Annotated in this window: 16 protein-coding genes and 1 pseudogene; 4 read left to right on the top strand and 13 right to left on the bottom strand. The window is 44.6% G+C overall.

Features of this window, described 5'->3' with window-relative positions; all coding sequences use genetic code 11:
* Window positions 1-16 precede the first annotated feature (16 nt).
* Both BCT11_RS07835 and add read left to right on the top strand, forming a co-directional pair.
* Window positions 17-943, top strand: a pseudogene (locus tag BCT11_RS07835) (EAL domain-containing protein); the annotation flags it as partial.
* A 151-nt stretch (window positions 944-1094) separates the two neighbouring features.
* Entirely contained in the window at window positions 1095-2099 is a 1005-nt protein-coding gene (gene add / locus BCT11_RS07830; protein ID WP_102387837.1) for an adenosine deaminase, read from the top strand.
* A 69-nt stretch (window positions 2100-2168) separates the two neighbouring features.
* On the opposite strand, the gene hemN is transcribed toward add, so the two are convergent.
* The 5 genes from hemN to BCT11_RS07800 all read right to left on the bottom strand — a co-directional run bounded on the left by hemN (window position 2169) and on the right by BCT11_RS07800 (window position 6796).
* A complete protein-coding gene (gene hemN / locus BCT11_RS07825; RefSeq protein ID WP_102387836.1) occupies window positions 2169-3560 on the bottom strand; it encodes an oxygen-independent coproporphyrinogen III oxidase in 1392 nt (463 codons plus the stop codon).
* A gap of 185 nt (window positions 3561-3745) precedes the next feature.
* Entirely contained in the window at window positions 3746-4234 is a 489-nt protein-coding gene (locus tag BCT11_RS07820; protein WP_038870019.1) for a DUF2489 domain-containing protein, read from the bottom strand.
* A gap of 7 nt (window positions 4235-4241) precedes the next feature.
* Entirely contained in the window at window positions 4242-4784 is a 543-nt protein-coding gene (gene yihI, locus BCT11_RS07815; protein WP_038870017.1) for a Der GTPase-activating protein YihI, read from the bottom strand.
* A complete protein-coding gene (locus BCT11_RS07810) occupies window positions 4784-5422 on the bottom strand; it encodes a class I SAM-dependent methyltransferase (protein ID WP_038870124.1) in 639 nt (212 codons plus the stop codon). The genes yihI and BCT11_RS07810 overlap by 1 nt, the downstream gene beginning before the upstream one ends.
* A gap of 756 nt (window positions 5423-6178) precedes the next feature.
* The gene (locus tag BCT11_RS07800) at window positions 6179-6796 is read right to left on the bottom strand and encodes a c-type cytochrome (protein ID WP_038877007.1); all 618 of its coding nucleotides are present in this window, start codon (window positions 6794-6796) and stop codon (window positions 6179-6181) included.
* Window positions 6797-6955: 159 nt separating this feature from the next.
* Here BCT11_RS07800 and yihA point away from each other — a divergent pair, with 159 nt between their 5' ends.
* Window positions 6956-7618: a ribosome biogenesis GTP-binding protein YihA/YsxC gene (gene yihA / locus BCT11_RS07795; protein WP_038870014.1), complete on the top strand. Its 663-nt coding sequence runs from the start codon at window positions 6956-6958 to the stop codon at window positions 7616-7618.
* Window positions 7619-8375: 757 nt separating this feature from the next.
* Here the strand turns inward: yihA and polA are convergent.
* From polA to hemB, 3 genes are all read right to left on the bottom strand, one after another.
* Window positions 8376-11168, bottom strand: coding sequence for a DNA polymerase I (gene polA, locus BCT11_RS07785; RefSeq protein ID WP_102387835.1), 2793 nt, complete (start codon window positions 11166-11168; stop codon window positions 8376-8378).
* Between the two features lie 606 nt (window positions 11169-11774).
* On the bottom strand, window positions 11775-12209 hold the full coding sequence (locus tag BCT11_RS07775) for a GNAT family N-acetyltransferase (protein ID WP_038877011.1): 435 nt from the start codon (window positions 12207-12209) through the stop codon (window positions 11775-11777).
* Window positions 12210-12334: 125 nt separating this feature from the next.
* On the bottom strand, window positions 12335-13396 hold the full coding sequence (gene hemB / locus BCT11_RS07770; RefSeq protein WP_039975926.1) for a porphobilinogen synthase: 1062 nt from the start codon (window positions 13394-13396) through the stop codon (window positions 12335-12337).
* Between the two features lie 186 nt (window positions 13397-13582).
* Between hemB and BCT11_RS07765 the strand changes: the two genes are divergently transcribed.
* Window positions 13583-14347, top strand: coding sequence for a TatD family hydrolase (locus BCT11_RS07765; protein WP_102387834.1), 765 nt, complete (start codon window positions 13583-13585; stop codon window positions 14345-14347).
* Window positions 14348-15432: 1085 nt separating this feature from the next.
* Here the strand turns inward: BCT11_RS07765 and tatC are convergent.
* The 5 genes from tatC to BCT11_RS07740 form a co-directional block, all read right to left on the bottom strand.
* Window positions 15433-16185: a twin-arginine translocase subunit TatC gene (gene tatC / locus BCT11_RS07760; RefSeq protein ID WP_038870004.1), complete on the bottom strand. Its 753-nt coding sequence runs from the start codon at window positions 16183-16185 to the stop codon at window positions 15433-15435.
* A gap of 68 nt (window positions 16186-16253) precedes the next feature.
* The gene (tatB, locus tag BCT11_RS07755) at window positions 16254-16652 is read right to left on the bottom strand and encodes a Sec-independent protein translocase protein TatB (protein WP_038870003.1); all 399 of its coding nucleotides are present in this window, start codon (window positions 16650-16652) and stop codon (window positions 16254-16256) included.
* Window positions 16653-16655: 3 nt separating this feature from the next.
* Window positions 16656-16904, bottom strand: a complete 249-nt coding sequence (gene tatA / locus BCT11_RS07750) for a Sec-independent protein translocase subunit TatA (protein ID WP_038870001.1) — start codon at window positions 16902-16904, stop codon at window positions 16656-16658.
* Between the two features lie 48 nt (window positions 16905-16952).
* Window positions 16953-18587, bottom strand: coding sequence for a ubiquinone biosynthesis regulatory protein kinase UbiB (gene ubiB / locus BCT11_RS07745; RefSeq protein ID WP_039975930.1), 1635 nt, complete (start codon window positions 18585-18587; stop codon window positions 16953-16955).
* Entirely contained in the window at window positions 18584-19219 is a 636-nt protein-coding gene (locus BCT11_RS07740) for an SCP2 domain-containing protein (RefSeq protein ID WP_102387833.1), read from the bottom strand. Before BCT11_RS07740 ends, ubiB begins: the two co-directional genes overlap by 4 nt.
* Between the last annotated feature and the right edge of the window lie 4 nt (window positions 19220-19223).

Raw genomic sequence — 19223 nt, 5'->3', positions numbered from 1 at the left:
TTAAACCGATCTCAGGTTAATCAAGGTTTCGATAGGGGTAGTCAGAACAAAATCAGAGCAATCGATGTCACTGTGGCTACGCAACGCAAGCATCGCCTTAAGCTATGCGAAGCAAGATTCGCTAGCTAGCGTTTGTCACTACAGTCCAGAAATGGCCAGCGCCTCAAAGTTCCGCACTCAAATGCAGGCCAAGATTCAGACGGGCATCGATAATCGTGAATTCGTGCCCTACTATCAACCTATCGTCGATCTGGCAAGCGGCAACATTTGTGGCGCAGAAGCTTTAGCTCGTTGGCACAGTGAATCAGGAATGGTTTCTCCATTAGATTTCATCCCAATCGCAGAAGAAAGCAGCATGATCAAAGCAATAGGGCAACAAATACTCTTCCAAGCATGCCGTGACACACGTAAAGCCATCGACAAAAAACAGTGGCCTGAGAACTTCCAATTGCATGTGAATGTCTCAGTAAACCAACTCTCTTGTCCTGACTTTGTCGACACCGTCAGCAGCGTCCTGAAAACGACTCAATTGCCAGCCAATAATGTCACATTAGAAATTACTGAGTCTCGTATCATTGATAGTGCACCAACAACATTGGATAACCTGATCAAACTGCGTCAAATGGGATTAGGGATTGCCATTGATGATTTTGGTACTGGTTACTCATCTTTAGCGTACCTTCATGCGCTACCATTTACATGCTTGAAGATAGATCGCACCTTTATCAACCGACTCAGTGAAGAAGACCTCGACAGCTCTGTTGTTGCCGCGATAGTGAACATCACCAAAGGCATGAAAACCAATGTCGTCGCAGAAGGCGTAGAGACAGCCACGCAGGCAAAGCTGCTTAGCGCATTAGGTTGTAACCAAGTACAAGGTTTTTACTATAGCCGCCCATTACCGCTGGAAGACTGGCCAACACATTTAGTTAACATGAAGTAGAAAAGAGCTGAAATCGTTGATTTCCTAGTCATCATCTACTGACAATCTACCTAACTGTTATTTATACTTAACTGCAAATCTTCCCCATGTATTGTCATCGATAATGTTTGGGCTGAGTTCCTGTTCACAACATACAACCCGGATCGACATAATGATAACTAAGAATCTTCCCCTGACTGATTTGCACCGTCACCTTGACGGTAACATTCGCACTAAGACTATTCTTGAGCTTGGTCAGCAATTTGGTATTGCGCTACCAGCTTATGATATTGAGTCTCTTACTCCACACGTTCAAATTGTTGAAGCTGAGCCATCTCTTGTTGCTTTCCTTTCTAAGCTTGACTGGGGTGTGGCAGTACTGGGCGATCTAGACGCATGTCGTCGTGTCGCTTATGAAAACGTAGAAGACGCTCTAAACGCACAAATCGACTACACTGAACTTCGCTTCTCACCATACTACATGGCGATGAAACACAAACTGCCAGTGGCAGGCGTTGTGGAAGCCGTGGTTGATGGTGTGCAAGCGGGTATGCGTGATTTCGGTGTCAAGGCGAACCTGATTGGCATTATGAGCCGTACATTTGGTACTGATGCTTGTCAGCAAGAGCTGGATGGTATCCTGAGCCAAAAAGATCGCATCGTAGCCGTTGACCTAGCAGGTGATGAGCTTGGCCAACCAGGTGACCGTTTTGTCTCTCACTTCAAGCAAGTCCGTGATGCAGGCCTAAGTGTTACTGTTCACGCGGGTGAAGCGGCGGGCGCAGAAAGCATGTGGCAAGCAATTCAAGAGTTAGGTGCAACTCGTATCGGTCATGGTGTAAAAGCGATTCACGATCCTAAGCTAATGGATTACCTAGCAGAAAACCGCATTGGTATTGAATCTTGCCTGACGTCAAACTTCCAAACGAGTACGGTTGAATCGCTAGCTAACCACCCGCTTAAGCAATTCCTAGAGCACGGTGTGCTGGCGTGTCTGAACACGGACGACCCAGCAGTTGAAGGTATTGAACTGCCATACGAATACGAAGTGGCAGCACCAGCAGCAGGTCTGACTAAAGAGCAAATTCGCCAAGCGCAAATCAACGGTCTAGACATCGCTTTCCTATCAGATGCAGAAAAAACTGAACTGAAAGAGAAAGTGAAAGATCGCGTTTAATTGCCGCGAAAGACATAAAAAATGCCCGCATTTGCTGGCATTTTTTTATATCCGAAATCTATTGAGAGCTTAGATAACGCGAGAGAATTGCTGCTGACGCGCTTTCGCTCGTAGGTACTTGTCGAAGCACATACAGATATTACGAATCAATAAGCGACCACGAAGTGTCACCTGAATTTCACGCTCATCCACTTCTACCAACTTGTCATCAACGAAAGTTTGTAGAAGCTGTAGATCTTCTTTGAAGTACTGTTCGAACTTCACTGCAAACTCAGACTCAATCGCTTTCTTATCCAGTTTAAAGTTACAGATAAGCTGCTTAATCACCTCACGGCGTAGCAAATCATCTGAGTCTAAAGAAACCCCTTTCCAGAGTGCATGACGCAAGTCATTCACTTGAGCATAGTACTTCTTCAACTCTTTTTGGTTTTGCGCGTACGCATCACCAATCATGGAAATCGCAGAAACACCAAAGCCGACCAAATCACACTCACCTTGCGTGGTGTAGCCTTGGAAGTTGCGGTGCAAAATACCTTCACGCTGGGCGACGGCAAGTTCATCACCTGGCATCGCAAAGTGGTCCATACCGATAAATTGGTAACCAGCTCCCGTAAGTGTCGCGATCGTGTCTTGCAGAATCGCCATCTTCTCTTCAGCTTTCGGCAAATCCTCGTCTTTAATCTTACGCTGCGCAGCAAATAGCTGAGGCATATGCGCGTAGTTAAACACAGATAAACGACCCGGCTGCATTTCTAACACTTGTTCAAGTGTTTTAGCAAAGGACACCTTCGTTTGCTTCGGTAAGCCGTAAATTAGATCGAGGTTCGTTGAACGAAAGCCAAGCTCTTTGGCGCGTGCGACCATGGCAAAGATAAATTCTTCATCTTGCTCGCGATTCACGAGCTGCTGAACTTCTTTATTGAAGTCCTGAACACCAATGCTCAGACGATTGAAACCTTCACTGCGCAGATGATCCAGCATGGTTAGTTCGATTTCACGCGGGTCCACCTCAATACTGATTTCAGCGTCCGCATTAAAGATAAATTCTTGGCGCAATAAATCCATCACACGAGTGATTTGTTTTTCAGACAAGAAAGTTGGTGTACCACCACCAAAGTGCAGTTGAGTGACTGTACGCTCACCAAGCAACGATGCGCGTTGACGAATTTCATGCTCCAGTACGTCTAGGTATTCGTCTGCTTTGTGCGAATGACGAGTAATGACCTTGTTACAGCCGCAGTAGTAGCAAAGCTTGTGGCAAAACGGAATATGAACGTACAAAGATAACGGACGATCTGGGTATTGAGTGCATGCCATATCGTAGTCTGAAATGGTAAATGCTTCATGAAACTCCAGTGCCGTTGGGTACGACGTATAGCGAGGACCGGAATAGTTGTACTTATCCAATACCGCTTGATCCCAGACAATTTGCTGCTTCGATTCAGTATGTTGATTCGACATGGTGGTACTTTCCGTTAAATGCGAGGGCAACGAAAATCGTTACCCAATATTCAGAGGTCGTTATTTTGCCATATGACAAAGGCAACAACGGTAACCGCAGGTGGCTTTTTAAGTATAAAACCAAAGAAGTGCTAGCGTGATCACGATACCCCCAATAGCAATAAGGAAGCCATTGGGGATACAAACTAGATCATCTGAATATTGATTTGGTTATTCAGTGGCTGGACGTTTTTTTGCAACACTTTGAGTTCTTCTACGATCGTATCCGTCAAGCGCTGTTCTGCTTTATGGCGATCCAAGTTTTGTTGCATACGCTCTTTCTTCGCAAGTTGCTGTCGGTCTTCACCACGCGCCATATCTTTCACAATATGGTAAAGCTCAGAAATCGCTGGGTACGTTTTATCAAAATCCACACGGTCTTCACCCTGAACATAGTCCATGATGTTGTATACACGAATGCTGATTTCAGATAAATCACACTGGCCTTGAATGCCAGCCTGACACAAAGTATGCACGTTCTCAAAAATGTTGGCGTTACGTTTATCGATCGCCAATTTTTTATGCTTCAGCTGCAATTCCTTTTGCTTTTTCAATTGAAGCAGAAGGTAACCTGCATATGAAGCCAGCGCGATAATGATCACAGCACCCGCAATCGCTAATAAGGTTACGTTCATGAATTACTTATCCTTTGTAGTCGTCGAAGTTGATGTCATCGAAATCCGCTAGTAGGTCATCGTCGTTGCGAGTGCCTTTAGCAGCAGGAGCGGTGAAGTCTTCCTCTTCTTCCGGCTCAAGGAGACCAAGTTGGTCCATCAGTTTTTCGATGCGATCTAGCTTCTCATCTACGAACTTCTGTAGACCCGTGCCTAGGTTCTCACCCGCTTCAATGCGATCCAACAACACGTTCAATTGCGCATCGTTTTCTAGCATCTCTAGCTCTTGCTCAGCCGATAGGCGACGCTCTTGTTTTGTCATCTTCTTCGCTGGCTCAACGATCAGAGGAATTTTCTTCTTACTACCTAAACGTGGATCACGATTTTGGGCAGCCGATTGCTTCTTCTGTTCATTCACTTCTGAGTTACGGTTACCTGTCTTCAAGCCTTTACGCTTTTTAGCGCGCTTGCGTAGACGGCCTTCAACGTCAGATTCTGTGCGGTTACGAGTGACAACAAACTCAGGTGCGCCTGCTGCACCTGGCTTTCTAGATTTTTTACTACGGCTCATTACTGGGCTTTCCTCAGTAAAATTACATCATTACCAATAAATTCGAGTTCGAGCTTATCCCGCTCAGCTAGGAACTGGAACGTTTCACGGCTAAAGAACACCACGTGAGTAGGATCGTTCTTATAATGCCATGATTGAAAGGCTTCTACATCGATGACCATTTTCGTCATCAGGCCTATCCAGCCACCTGGCTTAACTAAATTCAACCATTGCTTCCACACCACATCGGGGTGGTAGAGGTGTTCGATCACCTCTGTTGCTGTCATGAAGTCATACTGCTTTTCTAACACCGATGTATTAGGGTGATAGTAAAGATCATACAACGCCATGTTGTGCCCCGCTTCTTCTAACATTAATGAAAGCGTAGGGCCTGGACCACAACCAAAGTCGATTCCGTTCGATTGTGGTAAAATTCGCTCTGCGATTGGGTCAGCAATTCGCGACAAAAAATGTCGATATCCCATATCTTCAGGATTGTTCTCATGCAGATCATAGTGAGCTTTTTCAGTTTTCGCATCCAAACGTTGGTCTGGATTGACGAATACCAAACTGCACTGTTCACACTGAAGATACTCGCGTCGCTTATCTTCAAAAAAGTGGTGAGTGCGCTGATTCTGGCATAAAGGACAGGTGTGCATGCTGACTTCCTCAAACAGGGATGCGAAACATACCAGAAAGTGGACACAGATTGGAGTGTTGCTGGATACTTTTTCAGCAGTTTTTGTTAAAAAACTTTGATTGGCAAAAATGAATATAAAAAAAGCGACAGTGAGACTGTCGCTTTCTGAATGCCACCAATAAGTGGCGAAACTGTGTTGCACACATCTGGTGCACCAAGAATCCTTTTGTTTTTCAAGCTTTCCCTGCCAAAAAGTGTTGTTCTTCATCTTCCTGATGAGTTTTGGCTATCCTTTCACTTCCTGTTTACTGAGCTACTTCCTGAAGCCTGATCCGTTTCGCTGTCTTAACCGTTAGACTAGATGACCATCCATATCTGATAGGCTCCTTGCCTATCTAAGTCCCTTTTCCGACTACCAAACGTCCTTCGCTTGCGTCCTTGGAGACCTTATATCCATGGTCTAAATTCCTGAGGTTCACTCCTTGTGAACACCGTCTACTTTACGGGTTTCGTAAAAACCAACAAGTCACCAAAAGCAATTAATGACACTAATTTTTTGCCATAAATAAATAACCCATTTTATCAATAACTTAAAAGTTATAGAGAGAAATCGCATCGATCACGTATGGCAAATGTCTCACAAGGCTTCAAGCTATCTATCACTTTTATGTTTAACATTGAATAAGATCGAGATCACACAAAGCCACAAACAAAAATGCCCCAACCAATAGTTGGGGCATTCCTGTATAACTTTGCTCGAACGCGGTGTAGGGGCTTAGTGCAGACCGCCAACGTATTTCGACAGAACTTCGATGTCTTCGTCTGTCATTTTCTTTGCGATGTCACGCATCATGGCATTCATATCATTACCACGAGCACCATCACGGAACTTCTCTAACTGAGCTTTGATGTAGTCAGCTTGCTGACCAGAAATTTTAGGGAAACCTGAAAGCTCAGTGCCGTTACCACGAGGACCGTGACACGCGATACATGCGGTTAGACCACGCTCTGCATCACCAGCGGTGTAAAGTACCTTACCTTGCTCGACCACATTTTCAGGGGTTGAGCTCTCTGCAATAGGTAAAGAGGCATAGTAAGCAGATAGATCCGCGATGTCTTCATCACTTAGTGGCATAGCCATACCACTCATTACAGGATCGTAACGACCTTGTTTACCACCACTAGTCATACCTAGTTTTAGATCTTTTAATTGCTTCTCAAGATACTTAGCGTGTTGGCCTGCAAGATTCGGGTACATTGCTAGTGCACTGTTACCATCTGCTCCGTGACAGGCGACACAGGTTTGTGATTTTGCTTTACCAGCTTCAATATTACCTTGGGCCCATACTGAGCAACTGGCTAAAAGACTCAAAATTAGCGCTAATTTCTTCATGACATTCCATTATAATTATCAAGCTTCCAGTACCACGGAATGTGAACATACCGCGTACACTCATGGTACAATAGGCGACCTTATGCCGAGCACGGTTATTTTACACAATTTCACAAAAAAGTAATCAATCGACTACACAAAGTCGAGATGGAGTTAACAGTGAGCGTAAAAATTCATTACCAAAACACGCATTTCATCACCAGCGCACCCGATATTCGTCACTTACCGGAGGACGAAGGTGTCGAAATTGCGTTTGCAGGACGCTCAAACGCTGGTAAATCGAGTGCACTGAATCGCCTGACTAACCAAAAAAGTCTAGCGAAGACATCAAAGACCCCAGGTCGTACTCAATTGATCAACCTTTTCAAAGTACAAGAAGGTTGTCATATCGTCGATTTGCCAGGATACGGCTTCGCTCAAGTACCGGTTGAGATGAAGAACAAATGGCAAAAGTCATTAGGTGAATACCTACAGAAACGTGAGTGTCTAAAAGGTCTCGTGGTTCTAATGGACATTCGTCACCCAATGAAAGATCTCGACCAGCAAATGATTTTCTGGGCAATCGACAGCCGCATCCCTGTGCAAGTACTGCTGACTAAAGCTGACAAGCTAAAAAGCGGCGCTCGTAAACAGGTACTACTGAAAATTCGCAAACAAGCAGAGACGTTTGGTGGCGATGTATCGGTTGATGTGTTCTCTTCATTGAAAGGTCTGGGAGTTGATCAGCTTCGTGCCAAACTGGACGTTTGGTTTGCACCGGCAATCGCACACCTTCTTGAAGAAGACGAACAAGATGACGCTCAAGAGAGCAACGAAGAATAATTAACAAAATTTGTTAAATTTTTTCGACACAGCCCTGCCTTTTGGTGGGGCTTTTGCTTATCTGGGAGTAAGAAAGATGAATTTCAGGCAATAAAAATCCCCACCTTCCTGGCAGGGATAACGGGAGAGAAAAATTGGTAATTATTGTTATGTGGCGAAGCATTACTGAACTGAGATTCGATTTCAATAGGTTAAAAAGCAATCTTATCTTCTACCTCAAACCAAACACCCTCACCCACACGACACAATAGCCCTATTATTCATATAGTTAAGTTAAGCAGAACATCAAAAAGACGTAACTTAGTTTCTTTCGAGAAAAAATAATAGTGTGACTGGCGTAAATTTACAGCATGAATAACGCAATAAATTGGAATGAAAAAGCTAGATTTGACAGTAACTTAGAGAGGTCTAAAGAAGTGCATTTTTGTGGACTATTTTAACTTATTGATCAAAAAGAAAAATTTTCTTTCGCCCAATAAAAAACGCCCCAGTCAAAAACTGACTGGGGCGGCTGAATCAGCCTAATCCAATAACGTGAAACAAAAGGTCTGAAAGATAGAACATCTTACCTCTGTACCCTACGAGAGATAATGTACAACAATTGGTCAGATTTGCAAAGAATTTTTGTAATTTTTTTTCATGAAAGTTTTATTAAGCAACAATAATTCTCACAATTGAATTGCTTTTTTATTAGCACAAAAAAGCCAGCGTTTGTGCGCTGGCTCATGTTTAATTAGTAAAATTGATTTAAAAGTGACTAGTGTGCTTGGTCCCAGTTATCACCGTGACCTGCTTCTGCCACTAGAGGCACTTTCAGTTCTGCTGCAGATTCCATCAAATTCTGTACTTTATTTTCAATTTCGGACAAAGAAGACTCTTCAACTTCAAAAACCAATTCATCGTGCACTTGCATGAGAAGTTTCACTCGACCATTACCTTCTTGCTGAATCCACTCATCCACTAATAACATCGCTTTCTTGATGATATCCGCAGCGGTACCCTGCATCGGCGCGTTAATCGCGGCACGCTCAGCAGCTTTACGACGCATACCGTTACGAGATTGAATTTCAGGAAGATGCAGACGGCGACCAAAAATCGTCTCTACGTAACCTTGTGCAGAAGCAGTACTACGCGTGTCTTCCATGTACTGCATTACACCAGGGTAACGTTCGAAGTACTTGTCCATGTAAGCCTGCGCTTCACCACGCGGAATACCGAGCTGTTTTGCTAAGCCAAATGCGCTCATTCCGTAAATCAAACCAAAGTTAACCGCTTTTGCACGACGACGCTGTTCACTTGAGACTTGGTCGATAGAAACACCCATGATTTCTGCCGCCGTTGCTGCATGGATATCTTTACCATCACGGAACGCATCAAGCAGCGCTTGGTCACCTGACAGGTGCGCCATAATACGCAATTCAATTTGAGAGTAGTCGACTGCCAAGATCTTATATCCCGTCGGTGCAATAAATGCCTGACGAATACGACGACCTTCTTCGTTACGAATTGGAATGTTCTGCAAATTAGGATCGGTTGAAGATAGACGTCCCGTTGCAGTAACCGCTTGGTGGTAAGAAGTATGCACACGGCCCGTTGATGGGTTAATCATCTTCGGTAATTTGTCGGTGTACGTTGATTTTAACTTCGCCAGACCACGGTATTCCAAAATCAGTTTTGGTAGTGGGTAATCCAGAGCCAGTTCTTGCAGCACCTCTTCATTAGTAGAAGGCGTCCCTGATGGTGTCTTCTTGATGACTGGCAGACCCATTTTCTCAAACAGAAGTGCTTGCAACTGCTTCGGTGAGTTCATGTTGAACTCTTGCTCTGCAATCTCATAGGCTTTCTGCTCAAGCTCATCCAGACGTGCGGCGATCTCTACCGACTGCGCACTAAGCTTCATGTCATCAATCAGTACACCTGTGCGTTCAATGCGAGACAGCACTGGTACAAGTGGCATTTCGATTTCTTCGTATACGGTTTTTAGCTTCTCATCTTGCTCGATGTTGGCAAACAAACGGTTATGTAGACGAAGTGTCACGTCCGCATCTTCCGCGGCGTATGGTGAAGCTTCATCCAGATCGATTTGGTTGAAGGTCAGTTGATTCTTACCTTTACCTGCGATTTGCTCGAATGAAATGCAGCTGTGTTGTAGAAAGCGCAGTGCCAAGCTGTCCATATCATGTTTGCCACCTACGCTGTTGTAAACGTAAGACGCTAACATAGTGTCTTGCTTGATACCTTTCATCTCAATGCCGTAGCGAGCTAGCACAGATGCGTCGTATTTTAAGTTTTGACCAACTTTCGATTGAGCTTCATCTTCAAGAATTGGCCTAAGCTGTTCGAGTACCCAATCACGATCAAGTTGCTGAGGCGCATCTAGATAGTCATGGGCCACTGGTACATAAGCCGCAATGCCTTCATCGGTCGCAAATGATAGACCTACTAGGTTTGCCACCATGTAATCTAGGCTGTCGGTTTCGGTATCAAACGCAAATAACTCAGACGCTTTTAGTTTGTCTAACCAAGCATTAAATGAAGCTTCATCCAGGATGGTTTCGTATTGGCTACGGTCGATTTTTACTGCTGAGGTGTCCATATCTGCTTTAGATGAAGCAGAACCACCACGCACTGCGCCGGTTGATTCATCCGCTTCTACGACACCTGTGCCGCCTTCTAATAACTCATTCAACCAAGACTTGAACGTCAACTGACCGTACAGTTTGATCAGCTCATCTGTGCTTGGCTCTGCTTTTAGCAATGATTCTGGCGTCTCTTCCAGCTCCACATCCAACTTGATGGTTGCCAACTCATAAGACATCATCGCATCGTCTTTGTTGTCCACAAGCTTCTTCGCCATGGTTTTGGAACCACGGAAACCAAGCGCAGCGATATCGTCGAGGTTTTCATACAGCTTAGTTAGACCGCCGATCCCCTGCAGAAGTGCAGTTGCAGTTTTATCACCAACACCCGGAACGCCGGGGATGTTGTCGACTTTATCGCCCATCAACGCTAGGTAATCGATGATCAGCTCTGGTGGAATACCAAACTTCTCAATCACCCCCTCACGATCCATCACGACGTTAGTCATGGTATTGATCAAGGTGACGTTATCATCGACAAGCTGAGCCATGTCTTTATCGCCTGTACTGATCAAAACCGGCATGCCCTGTTGTGATGCTTGATAAGCCAAAGTTCCGATAACATCATCAGCTTCTACGCCAGGAATACAGATCAGTGGCAGACCCATTGCACGAATGACGTTATGCAGTGGCTCAATTTGGCAACGAAGATCATCCGGCATTGGTGGACGGTTCGCTTTGTATTCTGGGTACATATCGTCTCGGAAGGTTTTACCCTTCGCATCGAAAACCACCGCAATGCGATCCGAAGCAAACTGACGCATCATACTGCGTAACATGTTCACCACACCGTAAACTGCGTTAGTTGGAATTTCACCGTTACTCATCGTGCCTGGGTAAGCGTGAAAAGCGCGATATAGATAAGAAGAACCGTCGATCAGAATCAACGGATTTTCAGGAATACTTGCCATAATTGTCTGTATCCAAATCAGTACTTAATAGATCTGCTTAGAATGCCATGACTGCTGATCCGAATCTATCTTGTTCGCTCGATCAAGTTCGCGGAAATTTTCCGATGTTATTCACGAAAAACACCTCTCACTGTGGATAACTCTGTTTATAGAAATTATCCACTGGTTATCCCATGGAAATAAAGACAGAAAAAAACAAATATAAACCATTGTTTTAATGGAAATTATTTTAAAACAAAAGACAAGATCAACGATCCTGAAATGATCATGACATGTGGAAAAGTTGCCGATAGAGGCGTCAATTAGAAATCACAGAAAAGAAAAAAGCGACCCAATTGGGTCGCCTAGCAGAAGTGGTAAAGCTATTTCCATTTGTATGGCAGCTTAACCAAGAAGCTATAAATTACACTGGAAGCAATGTGAGCAATGTCGTGTCAAAAAGAATTAGTGCAAGTTCTGGGGAAAATGTTTCATTACCTTCTCAACACTCGGTTAATTAGCAATTCAACGTCCTTGTGAACTTTCCTCATTCCCTAAGACAGGTTTAATAATAATGATTCTCATTTAACAGTCAATACCTAAATGAGAAAAAATCTCATTTATTTTTTATAGCGCCTTAATGAAGCGTACTCTAGACTCACGTAAGTTCGGTTTTTCTTCAAACTTTTCAATAATGTATTCATTTCTTAGCAACAAGCGAAGCATGGCAGGAAATTGGTTACGAGATTTCACTTTTAAAGTTTTGTAGCCCTGCTCTACTACCCATTCCTCTTGCGCTTCTAATAACATTTGCGCCACGCCTTCATTGCGCGCTTCTGGTGCTACGCCACCAAACCAACTGTAGAAGGTATATTCATCTAACTCGTAGCCGATTTTGAAACCTAGGATCGTCCCTGCTTTCTCAGCCACTAGGATTAAACTTTTTTTATCTCCTAGGCGCTCAGCCATGGATTCAACCGTCTCACCATGTGCAAACTCAGTAACACGAGCTACCACTTGGATCGCCTCTTCCAGCGTGCCTTCACGAATCAGCATTGTCATTGTCTTACTCTCCAGAAATAAATATACCCAAGTAACTTCAAGCCGTGTGTATTCCGTCTTGAGGTTACTTGGGTATATTCAGACCGACAACAATTGTCGGTCTGGCTTTTCTCATTGAGCGATAATTACTCGTCTGTCGCTTCTTGCGCTTTGACTAGATGCTCTGCAGCTTGTGCATTTTCTTCCGCTAGCCACTCTGCTACATCTTTCGCGAAGTAAGTCAGGATGCCATCTGCGCCTGCACGTTTGAAGCAAAGTAGCGATTCCATCACTGTCTCGCGTTCTTTCAGCCAACCATTCATGATGGCTGCTTTATGCATCGCGTACTCACCCGAAACTTGGTAAGCGAACGTTGGAACTTGAAGCTCAGCCTTAACACGGCGAACCACATCAAGGTAAGGCATGCCTGGCTTAACCATCACCATGTCAGCGCCTTCATTGATATCAAGAGCCACTTCATGTAGCGCTTCATCTGTATTCGCAGGGTCCATTTGGTAGTTTTTCTTGTTGCCACCTTTTAGGTTCGCTGATGAACCAACTGCATCACGGAATGGACCGTAGTAGTTTGATGCGTATTTCGCAGAGTAAGCCATGATTTGAGTATGGATGTGACCCGCTTCTTCTAGTGCTTCACGGATTTTGCCGATACGACCATCCATCATGTCTGATGGTGCAACCACGTCAGCGCCTGCTTCTGCGTGAGACAGCGCTTGTTTTACGAGAACTTCGGTTGTCTCATCATTCATCACGTAGCCATCTTCATCGATGATGCCGTCTTGGCCGTGAGTAGTGAACGGGTCGAGTGCCACATCTGTGATCACACCGATTTGAGGCACGTGCTCTTTTAATGCACGTACTGCGCGCTGAACCAAACCTTCAGGGTTGTAAGCTTCAGCAGCACATAAGCTTTTAGCGTCTTGGTTTACGACAGGGAAAAGCGCGATTGCTGGTACGCCTAGGTTTGCTAGGTATTGTGCTTCTTCTAGCATTAAATCAATCGACAAACGTTCTACACCCGGCATCGATTCAACACTTTCACGACGATCTTTGCCCATCAAAATGAACATTGGGTAAATCAGATCGTTTACTGAAACTTGGTTTTCAGCCATCAGACGACGACTAAAATCGTGCTTACGCATACGACGCATACGGCGTGCAGGGAATGGACCTTGAATTGATACAGACACCACTTTCTCCTTGTCTGGAAGGTTACGATGATCAAATCATCTGGTGGCAAAATCATATCACTCTTGATGCACCTTGCGAGCAGCAATATGGAAAAACGGCATGAAAAAAACCGAAAATGACCCAGCACTCACACTCAAGTATACTTCTCACTAATTCCATACACCGATGAACCATAGAGACCAACCATGATCGATACTCACGCTCATATTTACGCTAGCGAATTTGATAACGACCGCAACGAGGTGGTGAAACGTGCTTTAGAACAAGGCATTGATAGAATTCTGCTACCAAACATCGATCTTGAATCTATTGAGCCGATGCTAAAAACCGAGGCGGCTTATCCTGAGGTTTGTCGCTCAATGATGGGTCTGCATCCATGTTATGTAGATGGCAATGTTGAGCAAACACTAGAAATCATTCGTGGTCGGTTTGAAAAGCACAACTTCATTGCAGTGGGTGAAATCGGTATCGACCTGTACTGGGATAAAACCTTCCGCGCGGAACAAGAAATGGCGTTTGTGACTCAGTTAAACTGGGCAAAAGAGATGGATTTGCCTGTCGTTATCCACACACGTGACTCGATTGAAGAAACGCTGACCTTACTGCGTCAAGAACAAGACGGTCGCTTGCGTGGCGTATTCCACTGTTTTGGTGGCAGCGTAGAAGAAGCGCAAGCGATCAATGAGCTAGGGTTCCACTTAGGTCTAGGTGGTGTTTCTACGTTTAAAAACGGCGGCATGGATAAAGTTATCCCGCACCTGGACATGAATTGGGTGATTCTAGAGACAGACTGTCCTTACCTTGCACCTGTACCACATCGTGGTAAACGCAACGAGCCAGCTTATACTTCTCTAGTGGCGGCGCGCGTGGCCGAACTTCGTGGGGAAAGCCTTGAAGCTATCGACACCCGAACGACTAAAAACGCAGAAGCGCTGTTTAACCTCAAATAGCCTCAGGGTTATAGACCTCACATTCAGTCACCTTACTCTATTTCTATAGCACCGGCTGATAAATTCAAAAATCCGTGCTATTGAGACAGAGCCATTAAGATTCCTAATATTGCTCATACACTTATTGAGTTGGGCAATTTATGGAACAGTGCAAACACAATATTTACCTACAGCGCCACAGACGAACTTTTTGGCAAAAACTGATCGGAATTAAAGAAGTCTACGTCTGTTCACGATGTGGATATATGCTCAGAGTTAAATAATTTCTTCTCTACTTGTCACACTTTTTATCCCGACTTCAAAGCGAACAACTTGGACGAAAACGTTATGAACCTCCGTCTGACTTTGAGCTCGTATGGGATCTTTACGTATAGTATAAAAAAATCATATATTTGAGATGGATAACTATATTATTCACATCATTGCATGTATGGAAATAATTTCACATAAAATGCCCGTCGGCTTATAAAATCAAAATAGATGGGACTCATAATGTGTAATCATGGAGTTTATTTGCAACGTCAGCAGCGCAGTTGGATTCAAAAACTAATCGGCATTAAAGAAGTTTATGTCTGTTCTAAATGCGGTTATGTCCTTAAGCTGAGATAATTGGCTCAGTCCAATCCAACCGCAATAAGGTGGCTCTTCATGGGTCGCCTTTCCCGCTTTCAACCATTACAAGTCGTTACACAGTCAAACTCACTTCACCTAATAACCTTTAAACTCGTTTCAAACGTGCACCATACTTCCATCTCAGATAATTAGAACTTTATTCCGTTAAATGTGACTGTATTGATTTGGTAGATAACCTACTGAATCACATACAGAAGCTTTATTTAACAATGGAACTAACATCACATAAAGTCCCCCAAATAAACAACCAATAAAAATAGGGATATGTATGTGCAAACATGGGGGTTACTTACAGCGTCGTCAGCGCAGGCTTTGGGAGAAATTAATGGGGATTAAAGAGGTGTATGTTTGCTCACGATGTGGATACATCAAGCGTGTGAGATAATTTGGCTAGGTTTAGAAAACGAAAAAGCGGCTCGAAAAAGCCGCTTTTCTCTATTGAGAAGGAGAGATTACTCTTCTGCTTCCGCCTCTTCCGTTTCATCTTTGCGAGTGTAGAAACGTGCGAAGAACAAGCCTACCTCAAACAGCAAACACATTGGGATTGCTAAAAGGGTTTGCGAGATCATATCCGGCGGCGTCAATAGCATGCCGACAATAAACGCACACACAATAATGTATGGACGCTTCTCTTTCAGATCTTGTGGTGTCGTTGCGCCTGTCCAGCATAACAAGATAATCGCGACTGGTACTTCAAACGCAATACCAAACGCCATAAACAGCGCTAGTACAAAATCGAGGTAGCTCGAAATGTCGGTTGCAAACTCTACCCCACCAAGAGAGATAGCGGTAAAGAAGCCAAACACCAGTGGGAACACCACGAAGTAAGCGAACGCCACACCGCAGTAAAACAGCAACGAACTTGAGAATAACAATGGCATGATCAAACGACGTTCATGCTTGTACAACCCGGGCGCCACAAATGCCCAAACTTGGTACAAAATAAACGGCACCGCGACAAACACCGATGCGATAAGCGTTAGCTTCAGCGGTGTAAAGAAGGGTGAAGCCACATCGGTTGCGATCATCGTCGCGCCTTCAGGTAAACGCTCTACCAAAGGTGCAGAAACAAATTCATAAATGTGGTTGGAGAAATAAATTAGCCCTACAAACACGACCAATACTGCGGCAATTGCTTTTAGCAGTCGATTGCGAAGTTCTAATAGATGACTAATTAAAGGTTGTGTCTGCTCGACGGTAGACATGGCAAACCTCTTTTTAAAAACCAGATCAAAAAGGAGCTACCAATGTCTAGTAGCTCCTCCTAATGAGACTATTCGGCTTTCTTATCTGCCGCTGTAACCTTAATCTCTTCCGCTTTCTCAACGGTTTCAGTCGCTTTTGCAGCTTCTTGCGGCTCTGCGTCTGATTTGGTTGGTTCCGCGTAAGGGCGGTTTACAGATTGCGCGGCTTTCTTCAGTTCTTCAACAGAAGACTTTAGCTCAGGAGACAGATCATCCATCCCCATTTGCTCAGCTTTACGCAAGTTTTCTTGCAGTTCTTGGACTTTTAGCTCGTGTGACAATTCGTCTTTGACGCTATTTGCCATACTCTTCGCTGCTCCGACAAAACGAGAGACACTGCGGATGGCATGTGGCAAACGCTCGGGACCAAGAACAACCAGACCAACAACAGATATTAATACCAGTTCCCAAAAACCGATATCAAACACGTTTTACGCCTGCTCTTTGTCTTTTTTCGTTTCAGGAGCAGCTTCTTTCTTTTGCTGCTCTTCTAAACTTTTTGGCTCGAAGTCTGCGTCTTTGTCTTCTTTCTTCGCAGAATCATCTTCGCTCATCGCTTTCTTGAAGCCCTTAACGGCACCACCCAGATCGCCACCGATACCGCGTAGTTTCTTAGTTCCGAATAGCAATACAACAATTACAGCAATGATTAAAAGTTGCCAAACACTGATACCACCCATTCTTTTTACCTCGGGTCTTTAAACAAAATTATTTCAAGAGTTTAACGTCTATCGACGATAAGCTCGCCAACTAAGCAGCCAAAATGTGACACCTGCGATACCGCTGGCCATCGATAGCTGCTCATAAGCGTTATCCACCAATATTGCCGAGCATACGACTAAAGTGGCTCCAACACCAAATAAAAACTTTCCTGTCGCCTGCTGACGCTTGCTGTGACGGTAACCTTGATAAAGCTGATCCATGCGTTGATTCATGGCTTTACCTTGTTTAAGGCTATCGTAAAGCAGCTCCGGCAGTTCCGGTAACTTCTCTGCCCAAAACGGCGCACGGTCTTTAATGGCATTCACTAAAGCTTGCGGACCGACTTGGTTCATCATCCATTCTTCAAGGAAAGGTTTCGCGGTCTCCCACAAATCTAGTTGCGGGTACAACTGGCGACCCAGTCCTTCGACGTACAACAGCGTTTTTTGTAGCAATACAAGCTGCGGTTGCACTTCCATATTGAATCGACGCGCAGTGTTGAACAGATTCAACAGTACGTGACCGAAAGAGATTTCACACAGTGGTTTAGCAAAGATTGGTTCACACACGATGCGAATCGCAAATTCAAATTCATCGACATTGGTATCGGCAGGTACCCACCCCGAATCAACGTGCAATTCCGCTACGCGGCGGTAATCACGATTGAAGAAAGCGAGGAAGTTTTCCGCCAGATAGCGTTTGTCTTCAGTGTTAAGTGTACCAACGATCCCGCAATCCAGCCCAATCCACATCGGATTATCTGGATGCTCCGGTTTAACGAACACGTTGCCCGGGTGCATGTCGGCATGGAAAAAGCTGTCTCGGAACACCTGAGTGAAGAAGACACTCACGCCGCGTTCCGCGAGCAATTTCATATTGGTGCCATTCGCTTCCAAGCCTTCAATATCAGAGACTTGGATGCCATATATTCGCTCAGAAACCATGACAGTTTCATTACTAAAGTCAGGAAAAACTTCTGGTACGTAAAGCTCTTCACTGCCTTCGAAGTTGCGACGCAGTTGAATCGCGTTCGCCGCTTCGCGACGCAAATCGAGTTCATCAAGTAAGGTTTTTTCGTACTCGCGAACCACTTCAACTGGTTTCAAACGACGTGCTTCAGGCATCGCTCCGGCGACTATACGCGCCATTCGGTGCATCAGTTTTAGATCTGAATCAATGACCGGACGAATATCTGGACGGATGACCTTTAATACCACTTCTTGGTTAGTGTCTTTTAATCGCGCGGTATGCACCTGAGCAATCGACGCAGACGCTAACGGTTTGATATCAAATTCAGTAAACCAGTTTTCTAATGGACCGCCCAGAGCGAGTTCCATTTGTTCTTTCGCTAACTGCCCATCAAATGGCGCAACTTGGTCTTGCAAAAGCGCAAGAGGATCAGCGATATGTGGAGGGAAAAGGTCACGGCGGGTCGACATCATCTGACCAAACTTAATCCAAACCGGACCTAGTTCTTGCAGAGCGAGACGAAGACGCTCACCTAACGGTTTCTCTGGGTGCTTGTTCTTAATCCAGAATAAGCTTTTGCGCATCAAAAGCGGCGCTTTGGTCAGTTGATGATCAGGCAACAACTCATCCAAGCCGTATTCCAGCTGAACTTTAATGATTTGATATAAGCGCTTTATTTCTGCTGGCGTCATGAGTTCTCCAGCGTAGGCTTATCCGAGTCGAACTTATTTAGTAGTACGTTTAGGCGCGCTTCGACACGAGAAGCTTGACTGCGAACGTCATCTACTTGGTCACAGAAGTGGGCGATTTCCAGCGGTGCTGGCGCCAATTTCCATTCTTCTGTTACCACTTGAGCAAGGTGGCGTTGGTGTTTTTCCGCTTGAGAAGCAAAGAAACCGCCGACGTTTTTGGTGCCTTGCACAAAGGTATGTGCCACGACATCCCCCGTCACTCGAGACAGCCACTCTTCAATATCTGGCTTGCAATCAACCATCAATTGAGAGAATTTCTGTGCAAGTTGGATGTCACCTTCAAGCTCAAGCTTATCTTGCTTAATAAGGCGAGTGATGTTGGCTTGATCGCGCAGCTCAGGAAGTACGCTTAGATTCAGCGACAGATAACAATCTGGCTGACCTTCGTAATTGCCCAAAACATCGATTTGCTGGCTGAAGATGAACGTCAGCGTCTTATTGATTTCTTTGAGGTGAATTTGAATCGCCTGACCTTTAAGACGTGACAAACGACGATCCAATTCAGGATCGTCTTTAATCAGCGTATTTAGTGTCGTTTCAATAACGGCAGTGATAAGAGGTTCAAATGGCATACCG

Origin of the sequence: Vibrio sp. 10N.222.52.B12 (assembly GCF_002875385.1) — a bacterium.
GTDB classification, from domain to species: domain Bacteria; phylum Pseudomonadota; class Gammaproteobacteria; order Enterobacterales; family Vibrionaceae; genus Vibrio; species Vibrio jasicida.
This window is presented reverse-complemented; position numbering and strand designations above follow the sequence as displayed.

Coding starts and splice junctions, on each gene's coding strand:
- BCT11_RS07775 (WP_038877011.1), bottom strand. CDS start 12,209: ATGACAATGCTGATTCGTGAAGGCACGCTGGAAGAGGCGATCCAAGTG.
- BCT11_RS07810 (WP_038870124.1), bottom strand. CDS start 5,422: ATGCACACCTGTCCTTTATGCCAGAATCAGCGCACTCACCACTTTTTT.
- BCT11_RS07740 (WP_102387833.1), bottom strand. CDS start 19,219: ATGCCATTTGAACCTCTTATCACTGCCGTTATTGAAACGACACTAAAT.
- BCT11_RS07800 (WP_038877007.1), bottom strand. CDS start 6,796: ATGAAGAAATTAGCGCTAATTTTGAGTCTTTTAGCCAGTTGCTCAGTA.
- tatA (WP_038870001.1), bottom strand. CDS start 16,904: ATGGGTGGTATCAGTGTTTGGCAACTTTTAATCATTGCTGTAATTGTT.
- yihI (WP_038870017.1), bottom strand. CDS start 4,784: ATGAGCCGTAGTAAAAAATCTAGAAAGCCAGGTGCAGCAGGCGCACCT.
- tatC (WP_038870004.1), bottom strand. CDS start 16,185: ATGTCTACCGTCGAGCAGACACAACCTTTAATTAGTCATCTATTAGAA.
- hemN (WP_102387836.1), bottom strand. CDS start 3,560: ATGTCGAATCAACATACTGAATCGAAGCAGCAAATTGTCTGGGATCAA.
- add (WP_102387837.1), top strand. CDS start 1,095: ATGATAACTAAGAATCTTCCCCTGACTGATTTGCACCGTCACCTTGAC.
- polA (WP_102387835.1), bottom strand. CDS start 11,168: ATGGCAAGTATTCCTGAAAATCCGTTGATTCTGATCGACGGTTCTTCT.
- BCT11_RS07820 (WP_038870019.1), bottom strand. CDS start 4,234: ATGAACGTAACCTTATTAGCGATTGCGGGTGCTGTGATCATTATCGCG.
- BCT11_RS07765 (WP_102387834.1), top strand. CDS start 13,583: ATGATCGATACTCACGCTCATATTTACGCTAGCGAATTTGATAACGAC.
- ubiB (WP_039975930.1), bottom strand. CDS start 18,587: ATGACGCCAGCAGAAATAAAGCGCTTATATCAAATCATTAAAGTTCAG.